The 11854-nt window shown below is 61.4% G+C and carries 9 protein-coding genes and 2 pseudogenes; 3 read left to right on the top strand and 8 right to left on the bottom strand.

Features of this window, described 5'->3' with window-relative positions:
- Window positions 1-177: 177 nt before the first annotated feature.
- The 7 genes from K5E37_RS24185 to K5E37_RS24155 form a co-directional block, all read right to left on the bottom strand.
- Window positions 178-1494 carry an OprD family porin gene (locus K5E37_RS24185; RefSeq protein ID WP_221535360.1) on the bottom strand — a complete coding sequence of 439 codons (1317 nt, stop codon included), beginning with the start codon at window positions 1492-1494 and terminating at the stop codon, window positions 178-180.
- A gap of 197 nt (window positions 1495-1691) precedes the next feature.
- A complete protein-coding gene (locus K5E37_RS24180; protein WP_085607035.1) occupies window positions 1692-1913 on the bottom strand; it encodes a hypothetical protein in 222 nt (73 codons plus the stop codon).
- A gap of 185 nt (window positions 1914-2098) precedes the next feature.
- Entirely contained in the window at window positions 2099-2569 is a 471-nt protein-coding gene (locus tag K5E37_RS24175; protein ID WP_221535359.1) for a hypothetical protein, read from the bottom strand.
- A gap of 158 nt (window positions 2570-2727) precedes the next feature.
- Entirely contained in the window at window positions 2728-4092 is a 1365-nt protein-coding gene (locus K5E37_RS24170) for a heavy metal sensor histidine kinase (RefSeq protein ID WP_221535358.1), read from the bottom strand.
- On the bottom strand, window positions 4082-4759 hold the full coding sequence (locus tag K5E37_RS24165; RefSeq protein WP_003228008.1) for a heavy metal response regulator transcription factor: 678 nt from the start codon (window positions 4757-4759) through the stop codon (window positions 4082-4084). The genes K5E37_RS24170 and K5E37_RS24165 overlap by 11 nt, the downstream gene beginning before the upstream one ends.
- A gap of 8 nt (window positions 4760-4767) precedes the next feature.
- Window positions 4768-7869, bottom strand: coding sequence for a multidrug efflux RND transporter permease subunit (locus tag K5E37_RS24160; RefSeq protein ID WP_127799820.1), 3102 nt, complete (start codon window positions 7867-7869; stop codon window positions 4768-4770).
- Window positions 7866-9026: an efflux RND transporter periplasmic adaptor subunit gene (locus K5E37_RS24155; RefSeq protein WP_085606909.1), complete on the bottom strand. Its 1161-nt coding sequence runs from the start codon at window positions 9024-9026 to the stop codon at window positions 7866-7868. The genes K5E37_RS24160 and K5E37_RS24155 overlap by 4 nt, the downstream gene beginning before the upstream one ends.
- Before the next feature lie 753 nt (window positions 9027-9779).
- On the opposite strand from K5E37_RS24155, the gene K5E37_RS24150 reads away from it, so the two are divergent.
- The 3 genes and pseudogenes from K5E37_RS24150 (at window position 9780) to K5E37_RS24145 (ending at window position 11744) form a co-directional block, all read left to right on the top strand.
- A complete protein-coding gene (locus tag K5E37_RS24150) occupies window positions 9780-10007 on the top strand; it encodes a hypothetical protein (protein ID WP_192562346.1) in 228 nt (75 codons plus the stop codon).
- Between the two features lie 147 nt (window positions 10008-10154).
- Window positions 10155-10436: pseudogene (locus K5E37_RS29750) on the top strand (PAS domain-containing protein); the annotation flags it as partial.
- Between the two features lie 243 nt (window positions 10437-10679).
- Window positions 10680-11744 (top strand): methyl-accepting chemotaxis protein, encoded by a 1065-nt coding sequence (locus tag K5E37_RS24145; RefSeq protein ID WP_409348079.1) that lies wholly within the window; start codon window positions 10680-10682, stop codon window positions 11742-11744.
- Here K5E37_RS24145 and K5E37_RS24140 read toward each other — a convergent pair.
- A pseudogene (locus tag K5E37_RS24140) lies at window positions 11741-11854 on the bottom strand (YkgJ family cysteine cluster protein); the annotation flags it as partial. The gene K5E37_RS24145 and the pseudogene K5E37_RS24140 sit on opposite strands and share 4 nt — an antisense overlap.

The raw sequence follows: 11854 nt of genomic DNA, 5'->3' as shown, positions 1-11854 counted from the left end.
GCCGAGGATCAGCAGCAGCTCGGAGCGTCCGGTCGTGCCGGAAACGGTAGGGGTGCGGCTCGCGATCATGGTTCGGTTTCGGTAAGGGATTCTTGTAAGCGTAGTTGTACCCGCTTCGCTGCCACAGGCAAGAAAAAGGCCAGCGCATCAGGCTGGCCTTTTACTGTAGCGCCGATCTTAGAAGACGTTGATCGGGTAGTCGATGATCACACGGTATTCATCTGTGTCCGTATCCAGCGCGCCGTAACCGTTGCCGCCACGGTTGGTCGCCCATTGCAGACGCACCGCCAGGTCTTTGGCCTGGCCGCCCTGCACCACGTACTTGAGGTCGATGTCGCGCTCCCAGTGCTTGGCGTTGCGGCCTTCGGCGCTGTACCACGAGGCGTAACCCTTGCTGTCCGGATCGGCCTTGGTCAGGTCCAGTGTGCCGCGCGAGTAGGACAGCGACGAAGTCAGGCCCGGCAGGCCGATGCCGGCGAAGTCGTAGGCGTACTTGAGTTTCCACGAGCGCTCGTTCGGGCCGTTGAAGTCCGAGTACTGCTGGGAGTTGTCGAGGTAAACGCTGTCACCCTGGCTGATGTAATCGAACGGCGTGTTGCCGTTGACCCGCTGATACGCGGCGGTGACGCTGTGGCTGCCGATGCCGACGGTGAGATGCAGGCTGTAGGTGTTGTTGTCGATATTGCCCAGCAGCGCGTCGCCGGTGTCCTGCGTGTGATAGAAGTGCAGACCCGGGTTGAGGGTCACCCGATCGTTCAACGCCCAGGTGTAGTCGAGGTCGTAGTAGTACTGGTTCCAGATGTCCTTCAACTCGGAGGCATACAGGCTGCTGGTCAGGCCTTCGACGCCGCTCCAGGCCACGCCGGCCCAGTTCAGGTGCTGGCTCTTGTCGCCGTCGGCGAGGGTGCCGTAAGAGGTGCCGATGCGTTTGTGACCGCTCTGGTTGTAGGGTTTGGTGAAGCTGGCCTGGCCGCCTTCAATCATCCAGCCGTCGAAGCTGTGATTGGTCAGGCTGAGGCCGCGAAAGGTCTGCGGCAGCATGCGCGTCTCGCCACCGGCGATCACCGGGTTGGCGAGGAACAGGTCACCGGCCTTCAGCTCGGTATCGAACGCTCGCATCTTCAAGGTGCCGCCCGCCGTGGAGAACGAGCCCGGCGCTTTGCCGCTGCCGTCACTGACCGGCAGGATGCTGGAGTTGTCGGTGCCGCCACCGCCGTCGAGTTTCAGACCGAGCATGGCGTGGGCATCGATGCCGAAGCCGACCGTGCCTTCGGTGTAGCCCGACTCGAATTTGCCGAGGAAACCCTGGCCCCACTCGATGTTGTCATCCGTCTGCTGCAGACGGTTACGGTTCATGTAGTAGTTGCGGGCGTTGAGGTTGAGACTCGCGCCTTCGACGAAACCTTGTTGCTCGGCTTCGGCAGCGTGGGCGGCGGGGGCAATCGTTGCGGCAATTGCAATGAACAGCGGGGTGAAGCGAACTGGGTAACGCACGTGCGGTAAAGCTCCTTGGGGTCAACTGACACTTCAATGTCTTGAGGTGCGGGATGTTTCTAATTGTTAAAGACGAACCGGACAGCTTACAGACCACAACGAAAAAAGGCCGCTGAAAATCAGCGGCCTGCAAGGACGACGGTTGAACGGGAAGAGCCAAACAACCGCGTCGAGGGAAACGTTGCGCGGTGCGCGACTCAGCTGTCTTTCTCTGAAGCCTGAGTCTGGGAAGTGGCGGCCTGAGGGGCTTGCGTGGCGTCTTGAGCCTTGGCCATCACTTCTGCCTGATGCTGTTCGAATGCGTGAGCGCGAGCGGCGTTTTGCGCTACGAACGTCTGGGATTCTTCAGCCATCGCCATTGGCGACAGGATCAATGAGGACAAAACGAAAGCGCTGGCAATACCCATACTGTTGGACATCTTGAAAACCTTCTTGCTTGGCAAGTGCTGTTTGGTGCGGGCAAAGATAAGGATCCTGGCCATGGGGAAACAGAGCCAATTCATGAAAGGACTTTTGTTTGATTGGTAACAGTCAGGACGAAAAACAAGGAATAGCTGCAGAGAACGCCACGAACTCAACGACTAGTCGTGGCGCCTATCGAAGCTCAATAAATTGACTTCTCTGTCTCATCTCGGATGTCGAATTCTGCAGTGAACTTGCGTGAGGCTCCATCCATTGGGATATGGGCCTCTAACGATCCTTGAGCATGGCCTAGGTTCGCATCGAACAGTTTCAAGGTGAGCGATCCGCTGTCAGCGGGAATAGATGTTCGTTGACTGTCCAGTTGAGTGAAGCGTCCGACCCGGATGATGTCCGGCCACGTTTCAGTGAGTGAATGAGTACCTGTCGTTAACGTCGGGGGGAAATCAATTTGCATACCGATAAAATAAGCACGACCGTCACTTGGGTCAGGATTTTTGAGCTCTAACTTGGCATCAAGGGTAATACCTTTGTTACCTGTAGGGGACTGTCGATAGGTGACGTCGGCCGTATCAATTTTTCCATCGTAGTCTTCCGTTGTTCTTAGAAAGCCTATCGAGCTCACGTTTGAGTTGTCTGTAGCATTGCTGCTCATCCTGACCTCCAGGTCATTCAATGAAACGCGGCAAATACCGGCGTGGTATTCGTCTGTTCATTTGATGAGGTGAGCGGAGCACCGTCTACTGTCAGAAATTACAGGTGGGACCACTTTTGGGCTTTAAACTGACCGGTGGTAACGCCGGGTCAGTGGCATCAGACCGGCAAATGGATCCCGAAGGTGTTCATCCCGCGATCACTGCGCACAAACACATCGCCGCCGTGCATCAACGCAATCGCCTTGACGATCGCCAGCCCCAGGCCGTGGTTGTTACCGCTGTTGCTGCGCGACGCATCCACCCGGTAGAAGCGCTCGAACAAGCGCGGCAAATGCTCACTGGCAATCGGCGAACCGGGGTTGGCCACGCCGATGCTGACCTGATGGTCCTCGACCGCGATCTGCACTTCGATCACCTGACCGGGCGCGGTGTGTTGTACCGCGTTGCTCAGCAGATTGATCAAAGCCCGGCGCAGATGGGCGATTTCGATCTGCACCTGCGCATCGCCGCTTACCTGCACCTGGACCTGCGCGTCTTCGAGGATGAAGTCGAGGTATTCGAGGGTGGTCGCCACCTCATCGGCCAGCGAGGTCGAGGTCAGTTTGGTGGCCTTGCTGCCCTGATCGGCGCTGGCCAGGAACAGCATGTCGTTGATGATCGAACGCAGGCGTTCCAGTTCTTCGAGGTTGGATTGCAGCACTTCGAAATAATGCTCGGCAGAGCGTCCGCGAGTGAGGGCGACCTGGGTCTGGCCGATCAGGTTGGTCAACGGCGAGCGCAGCTCATGGGCGACGTCGGCGTTGAAGGATTCCAGCCGTGAGTACGCTTGTTCAACCCGCTCCAGCGTCGAGTTGAACGAGTCGACGAACTGCTCCAGTTCCGGCGGCAACGGCGACAGACGCAGTCGCCCGGCACGCAACGGCGGCGCCAGACGCTGGGCTTCGTGGGACAGTTTGATCAACGGCTTGAGGCCGATCCGCGCCACCCAATAACCCAATGCCGAGGCCAGCAGCACGCCGATCACCGCCAGACTCACCAGCGCGATCAGCAACTGATGCTGGGTCTGGTGAAAGGTCTCGGTGTCGATGCCGATCATGAAGCGCAGCGGGGGGCGTTGATCCTTGGCCGGCAGTTCGGTCAGCAACACTTTCAGCGGGTAGGGATGGTCGGGCAGTTGCAGATCGCGCATGCCCAGCGGGCCTTGGGCAAACGCGCGGATCAAGGCATCCGGCTCGCCAAATTCGTACCCCGGATTGCCGCTGACCACCCAGAAACGGATGCGCTTGTCTTCTTCGCCGAGCAGCTTGAGCTTGGCGTTGATCTTCACCCAATGCTCGGGGGTGCCATACCGATTGAGCGCGGATTCGAGCACGCTGTAACGCGCATCGAGCTCCGCTTCCGGCAGCAGGCCCAGGCCTTTGTCCACTTGTTGATACAGCGCGCCGCCGATCAACAGGAACACCAGCAGCGCCACCAGCGTGAACATCCCGCTCAGACGTAGCGCAATCGAATTACTGGACACCACGGCTCTCCAGCACATAACCCATGCCCCGGATCGTGTGCAGCAGTTTCTCGTCGAACGGCCCGTCGAGCTTGGCTCGCAGGCGTTTGATCGCGACTTCGACCACGTTGGCGTCGCTGTCGAAATTGATGTCCCAGACCATCTCGGCAATCGCGGTTTTCGAGAGGATTTCGCCCTGACGCCGGGCCAGCACGCTGAGCAGCGAAAACTCCTTCGCGGTCAGATCCAGCCGGGTGCCGGCGCGGGTGGCCTTGCGGCTGATCAGATCGATCCACAGGTCGGCGATGCTCACTTGTACCGGTTCATGGCCGCCACTGCGCCGGGTCAGCGCTTGCAGGCGCGCCACCAGTTCGAGGAAGGAAAACGGTTTGCCGAGGTAATCGTCGGCGCCGTCGCGCAGGCCTCGGATCCGGTCTTCGACCCGCTCGCGGGCGGTGAGCATGATCACTGGCGTCTGCTTGCGCGCACGCAACGCGCGCAGCACACCGAAGCCATCAAGGCCCGGCAGCATCACGTCGAGGACGATCACCGCGTAGTCGCTTTCCAGCGCCAGGTGCAGGCCCTCGACGCCGTCGCGGGCCAGATCCACGGTGTAACCCTGTTCCGTCAGGCCGCGGTGCAGGTAGTCCGCGGTTTTCTCTTCGTCTTCGATAATCAGAACGCGCATGACCCGCCTCAGTCTGTCGTTGCCAGCGCCGCGATGGGCGCAGGTTTGGGCTTGTGGAACAGCCGCTCAAGCCACAAGTATATGACCGGCGTGGTGAACAGCGTCAGCATCTGGCTGACCAGCAGGCCACCCACGACCGCGATCCCCAATGGCTGGCGCAGTTCGGCACCGGTGCCGTAACCGAGCATCAGCGGCAGTGCGCCGAGCAGGGCGGCGAGGGTGGTCATGATGATCGGCCGGAACCGCGTGATACACGCTTCGAAAATCGCATCCTGCGGCGACAACCCGCGATGACGCTGCGCTTCAAGCGCGAAGTCGATCATCAGGATGCCGTTCTTCTTCACGATACCGATCAGCAGCACCAGCCCGATCAGCGCCATGATCGAAAAGTCCTGACCGCAGATCCACAGCATGATCACCGCGCCGAGACCCGCCGCCGGCAAAGTCGAGATGATCGTCAGCGGATGGACGAAGCTCTCGTAGAGCACGCCGAGAATGATGTACACCGCCACCAGCGCCGCGAGAATCAGCCACGGCTGACTTTTCAGCGAGCTCTGGAACGCCTGGGCCGCGCCCTGGAAGTTGCCGCTGATGGCGGTCGGCATGCCGATTTCGGCCTTGGCCTGATTGAGCAGAATCACCGCGTCGCCCAGTGCTACGCCGGGCGCCAGGTTGAACGACAGGTTGGCGGCCGGGAACATGCCGTCGTGGGCAATGGACAGCGGGCCGATGGTCGGCGCATCGAATCGGGCCAGCGCCGACAGCGGCACCATCTCTCCGCTCAGCGGCGAGCGCAGGTAGAAATAGTTGAGGCTTTCGGCCTTGCCGCGCTGTTTGGTGTCCAGCTCCAGAATTACGTTGTACTGGTTGACCTGGGTCTGGAATTCGTTGATCTGCCGCTGGCCGAAGGCGTCGTACAGCGCCTCGTCGACATCACTCGCTGTCAGGCCGAAACGCGCGGCGGCGCTGCGGTCGATGCTGATGTGAGTGATGCTGCCGCCCAGTTGCAGGTCGTTGGAAATGTCACGGAATGCCGGAATGCTGCGCAGTTTCTCGGTGAGTTTCTGGGTCCAGGTGGCGAGGGTCGGCCCGTCGTTGCTCTTGAGCACGTATTGGTACTGCGCACGGCTCGGGCCGGAGCTGAGGTTGATGTCCTGGCCGGCGCGCAGGTAAAGCACGATGCCGGGGACTTTCATCAGTTGCGGACGAATGCGGTCGATGAACTGGCTGGCCGAAACATCGCGGTCACCGCGTTTTTTCAGGGCGATCCAGAAGCGGCCGTTGGCGATGGTCTGGTTGCTGCCGGATACGCCGACCGAATGGGAAAACGCCTGGACGGCCGGGTCGGCGGCGACGATTTCGGCCATTGCCAGGTGTTTTTTCACCATGTCGCTGTAGGAGATATCGGCGGCGGCTTCGGTGGTGCCGAGGACGAAACCGGTGTCCTGTACCGGGAAGAAACCCTTGGGGATAAACACGTAGCCGCCAATCGCCAGCGCGACGGAAATACCGAACACGCCGATCATCAGTTTCTGGTGGGCGAGAGCGCGGCGCAGGCCTTTTTCGTACCAGCCGAGCAGCCGTTCGCTGAAGCCCGGTTTGTCATGGGCGTGATGCACCGGTTTGCGCATGAACAGCGCTGCCAGCGTCGGCGCCAGTGTCAGGGATACCACCACGGAAATCATGATGGTCGAGGTGGCCGTCAGGGCGAATTCCTTGAACAAACGCCCGACTACGCCGCCCATGAACAGCAGCGGAATGAACGCCGCCACCAGCGAGAAACTGATCGACACCACGGTGAAACCGATCTCGCCGGCGCCCTTGATCGCGGCGTCGCGCATGCTGTCGCCGGCCTCCAGATGGCGGTGGATGTTTTCCACCACCACGATCGCATCGTCGACCACAAACCCTACCGCCACGACGATGGCCACCAGCGTCAGGTTGTTCAGACTGAAGCCGAGTAAATACATCAGCGCGAAACTGGCGGTCAGCGACACGCCGAGCACCGCCGAGACAATCATCGTCGCCGACAACTGGCGCAGGAACAGCGCCATCACCGCCACCACCAGCAGGATCGCGATCAGCAGGGTGATTTCCACTTCATGCAGAGAGGCGCGGATAGTCTGGGTGCGGTCGATCAGGGTTTTGACCTGCACCGAGGCCGGCAGCATGGCTTCGAGACCGGGCAGGGCGGCCTGAATCCGGTCCACGGTTTCGACGATGTTGGCGCCCGGCTGGCGGGAGATCACCAGGTTCACGCCCGGCCGATCACCTGCCCAGGCTTGCACGTAGGCATCTTCCGAACCGTTGACGACTTTCGCGACATCCTTGAGGTGAACCGGGGCGCCGTCCTTGTAGGAAACGATGAGCTGGCTGTATTCCTCGGGGTGGAACAACTGGTCGTTGGTCGACAGCGTGGAAATGCTCGATTCGCCATACAGCGCGCCTTTGGCGAGGTTGAGGCTGGTCTGCTGGATCGCCACCCGAATGTCGGCGAGGGTCAGACCGATGGCCGCCAGTTTGTCCGCCGAAGCTTGAACGCGGATTGCCGGACGTTGCTGACCGGTGATGTTGATCTGGCCTACGCCGTCGATCTGACTGATCTGACGCGCGAGCAGGGTTTCCACAAGGTCGCTGAGTTCGGTGCCGGGCATTTGCGTTGAGCTGACACTGAGGATCAGCACCGGGCTGTCGGCCGGGTTGACCTTCTTCCAGGTCGGCAGGGTCGGCATGTCTTTCGGCAGTTTGCCGGCGGCGGTGTTGATCGCGGCCTGCACTTCCTGGGCGGCGGTGTCGATGCTCTTGTCTAGGGTGAATTGCAGGGTCAGCAGGCTGGAGCCCAGCGCACTACTGGAGGTCATCTGGGTCATGCCGGGGATGGCGCTGAATTGCACCTCCAGCGGCGTGGCCACGGACGAAGCCATGGTGTCCGGGCTGGCGCCGGGCAACTGGGCGGAGACCTGGATCGTCGGAAATTCCGCTTCCGGCAGTGGGGCAATCGGTAGGCGCGGGAAGGCAATCACCCCGACCAGTACCAGCGCGATGGTCAGCAGAATCGTCGCCACCGGGTGATCGATGCACCAGGTCGAAACGCCTTTGTGCTGCTTCATGGCTTGGGCTCCGCTTGCACCACCTGCGGCGGCTCGCTCATGACTTGCACGGTCGAACCGGGCTTGAGCCGTGACTGGCCATCACTGACCAGTACGTCGCCGGGCTTCACGCCCTTGATGATGTCCTGGCCGCTGCCCTGATAAACCATCTGCACCTGCACGGCTTCAACCTTGTCGCCGTTGACCCGGTACACGAAGTGTTGATCCAGACCTCGCTGTACGACGGTAGGCGGGACCACCAGCGCATCTTTATCCAGTGCCGTCTGAATTTTTACCGTCACCAGCAGGCCCGGCCAGAGCTTCTGATTCGGGTTGTCGAACTCGGCCTTGGCGCGGATGGTGCCGGTGTTGGCGTTGATCTGGTTGTCGATCAGGGTCAGGTGACCTTCGCCGAGCAGGTTGCCGGTTTCGCCGTCGGTGTCGGCGCCGATGTAGGCCTTGACCTGTGCGCGCTGCGGATCGCTGATCAGGCCTTGCAGGGTCGGCAGCATTTGCTGGGGCAGGGAAAACTCGACGGCGATCGGGTCGATCTGGGTCACGGTGAACAGGCCCTGGGTGTCGGTCATGCGCAGGAAGTTGCCTTCGTCGACCGTGCGAATCCCGACGCGACCGGTGACCGGGGAGCGAATCTGGGTGTAGGAAAGTTGTACCTGTGCTGCGTCAATCGAGGCCTGATTGCCTTGGGCGGTGGCCTTGAGTTGGTTGACCAGTGCCTGTTGCTGGTCGTAGGTCTGCTTGGAGACGCCGTCGTCGACGCTGAGCAGTTTGTAGCGCTTGAGGTTGACCAGCGCCACTTGCAGTTGTGCCTGGCTTTCGCCCAGTTGCGCCCGGGCCTGGTCGAGGCTGGCGCGGATCGAGCGGTCGTCGATGGTGGCGAGCAGGTCGCCTTGTTTCACCAGTTGGCCCTCCTTGACCAGGAGCTTGGTGAGGATGCCATCGATTTGTGGGCGCACCACTACGCTGTGCAGTGAGAGGACCGAGCCGATGCCGCTGGTGTAGCGGGGGACGTCTTTTTCGCTGACGGCGACGACCCGCACCGGGATGGCGGTGGGGGCTGCGAGTTTGGCCGGGGCGGGTTTCAGGGTGAACCACAGGGCCCCGGCTGCGACGGCGATCAGCAGGATAGCGAGCAGGGCTTTTTTCTTCTGGGTTTGCATGCTTGTGGGGCGCCAGGGGGACGGGGTTTGGGCAGGTTTTGTCTTTATAAACTTGTTTGGGGGTCAGGAGGGTGACGGCTAGCTGTCGCGGCTGTCAGTTTTCTTGGGTGTATATCCGTTGTTGCGGTAACGGCCGCTTATGGTTCCGCCCTTACGGCGGGTCACTTTGGCAAACGCCCCAAAGTAACCAAAGGTCTGGGCCCCTGCGTTCGGCACCTCGCCTAGGCTCGGCGTTCCTTCGTTCCGGGATTCATCCGGGGGCATCGCCTACGGTTTGATTCGCTGCACATCCTCTCGATGCATGCGGCTGCGCCGCACGGTCGCTGCGCTCCCTCCCCCGGATAAATCCCTCCACTCAGCCTTCCGATGGGGCCGGCACGTCAAGAGCGGTACTCGAGCTAACGCTCATTGTGTTGAGTGGTGGGAAGCGAGAAGCGAGAAGCGAGAAGCGGAAAGCGGAAAGCGGAAAGCGGAAAGCGACTGCTTACTACTTGATCGTTCCCACGCTCCGCGTGGGAATGCAGCCCGGGACGCTCCGCGTTCCATTTTCGGATGTTTGGAAATGTGTTGGGTGTACCGTTTGTTGCTGTAGTGCTTTTGGGTTGATCGGGAGAGGTGGTCCGTTAGTCGACCTATCCCAAAAAGGCCCTGGCCGTATCCTTTTGGGGGCTCTTTAAACTCCGCGCACGCAGGTATACTGCGCGCTTTCGCGGCTCGTCCACCGGGCCGGACTTTTTGCTTTGCGGAGCTTTCATGACTTCCCCAATCGACAACGCTGTGAGCGATGTCCCGGCAGAGCTGGCCGAGGCCGGTGAATCCAAGCCGACCATTCCTGCGTTCAAGTTTCCGTTCAAGCCAGGTGACCTGGCGGCGGCCAAAGCGGCCAAGCAGCCGCAGTTCAAGGGCAAGGACGGTGATCGTCACGCCAAGATTCCGGGTGTGGCGCCGTCAGGCACTCGCCGTTCGATGGGCAAGCGCTGATTCATTCCCGCCTCGGCCGTCGCTGTGATTTTCGGTCACAGTGATGGCTAATTGCTCAGTTCCTGAGCCAGATCAACGTTTAACCAGTTAGTGCGCTTAGAGTCAGCAGCCCTGCCGACTCTTTCCAATAAAACGAGCGCGCTTTCCATGAAGATCAATCTCCCGGTGACCGGGCGCAATGTCGATGTTGCGCCGGATGCGAACATTCTCTCGACCACCGATCTGACCAGCGCGATCACCTACGCCAACGACGATTTCATCAAGATCAGCGGTTACAGCCGCGACGAGCTGCTGGGTGCGCCGCACAATTTGCTGCGCCATCCGGACATGCCCGCGCAGGCGTTTGCCCATATGTGGCAGACGCTCAAGCGCGGGCGGTCGTGGATGGGGCTGGTGAAGAATCGTTGCAAGAACGGTGATCACTACTGGGTCAGTGCCTATGTCACGCCGGTCACGCAGAACGGTGCGGCGGTGGAATATCAGTCGGTGCGCACGCGGCCGGATGTGCGGCAGATTGCGGCGGCGGAGCGGGCGTATGCGCAGTTGCGCGAGGGGCGGGTGGCGCGTTGGCAGCGGCTGCCGAGCCTGGGTTTGCGGGCGCGGATCATGGCGTTGACCAGTTCGGTGCTGGCGGTGGTGCTTGGGATTGAAGCCTGGCTGCGGCCGGAGTCCATGGGCATCGAAGCCGCTGCACTGGTGGCCGGCAGTGGCGCGTGTGCGCTGGGCGTGGGTTGGTTATTGCGTCCGCTGGAACGTCTGACCGAGCGTGCGCGTGTGATTGCCGACAACCCGTTGAGTCAGGGCATTTATACCGGGCGGCGGGATCAGTTCGGGCAGATCGAGTTTGCGTTGCAGATGCTCGAAGCGCAGGTCGGCGCGGTGGTGGGGCGGATTGGTGATGCGTCGCAACGGCTGGCCGGGCATGCGGCGCAGTTGGTGGATCATCTGCACAGCAGTCACACCAGTACGTTGGCGCAGCAGGCGGAAACCGATCAGGTGGCGGCGGCGATTCATCAGATGGCGGCCAGTGTGGCCGAGGTCGCCAGCCATGCGCAGCAGGCGTCGGTGGCGGCGGATATGGCGGGGACGGAAACCCGTGAGGGGCATCTGCTGGTGGGCGAGAGTCGCAGCGCGGTGTTGCGGCTGGCCGAGGAGTTGGGGCGGGCGACCGAGGTGATTCATCAGCTCGAAGGTCACAGCAGCGAGATTTCCGGGGTGCTGGAGGTGATTCGCAGCATCGCCGAACAGACCAATCTGCTTGCGCTCAACGCGGCGATCGAAGCGGCGCGGGCCGGGGATGCCGGGCGCGGGTTTGCGGTGGTGGCGGATGAGGTGCGTGGTCTGGCTCAGCGCACCCAGCAGTCGACCAATGAGATTCAACGGATGATCAGCACCCTGCAAAACGGCGCGCGGGATGCGGTGCTGGTGATGCAGCAGAGCAGCGAGCATGTGGATAACAGCGTCGAGCAGGCGCAGCGCGCGGCCCGGGCCTTGGACGGGATCAGCGGGCGGGTCGAGCAGATCACCGAGATGAGCCTGCAAATCGCTGCAGCCGTCGAAGAGCAGAGCGCGGTGAGCGAGGACATCAACCGCAACATCGTCAGTATTCGCACGGCCTGCGAACTGACGGTGGATGAGGGGCGGCAGAGCCAGCTCAACTCACAGGATGTGGCGGGGCTGGCGGGGGATTTGCGTTCGCTGGCGCGGGAGTTCTGGGGGCGGCGGCAGGGCGCTTAGGCCGCCCGCAGTGAGATGAATGCGTAGGTCTGCGGCGGCTCGGACACCACTTGTGCCCCGGCCGCCCGCACTTGTCCGGCGATGTCGTCGCCGGAGACATGGAACAGCCA

The organism is Pseudomonas sp. RIT778 (assembly GCF_019718735.1).
In the GTDB taxonomy this organism is placed as follows: Bacteria; Pseudomonadota; Gammaproteobacteria; order Pseudomonadales; family Pseudomonadaceae; genus Aquipseudomonas; species Aquipseudomonas aphyarum.
This window is presented reverse-complemented; position numbering and strand designations above follow the sequence as displayed.

Excerpts from the sequence above, each read along its gene's own strand:
- K5E37_RS24180 (WP_085607035.1), bottom strand. The coding sequence starts at position 1,913 with ATGTCCAACAGTATGGGTATTGCCAGCGCTTTCGTTTTGTCCTCATTG.
- K5E37_RS24175 (WP_221535359.1), bottom strand. The coding sequence starts at position 2,569 with ATGAGCAGCAATGCTACAGACAACTCAAACGTGAGCTCGATAGGCTTT.
- K5E37_RS24165 (WP_003228008.1), bottom strand. The coding sequence starts at position 4,759 with ATGCGCGTTCTGATTATCGAAGACGAAGAGAAAACCGCGGACTACCTG.
- K5E37_RS24160 (WP_127799820.1), bottom strand. The coding sequence starts at position 7,869 with ATGAAGCAGCACAAAGGCGTTTCGACCTGGTGCATCGATCACCCGGTG.
- K5E37_RS24155 (WP_085606909.1), bottom strand. The coding sequence starts at position 9,026 with ATGCAAACCCAGAAGAAAAAAGCCCTGCTCGCTATCCTGCTGATCGCC.
- K5E37_RS24150 (WP_192562346.1), top strand. The coding sequence starts at position 9,780 with ATGACTTCCCCAATCGACAACGCTGTGAGCGATGTCCCGGCAGAGCTG.
- K5E37_RS24145 (WP_409348079.1), top strand. The coding sequence starts at position 10,680 with ATGGGCATCGAAGCCGCTGCACTGGTGGCCGGCAGTGGCGCGTGTGCG.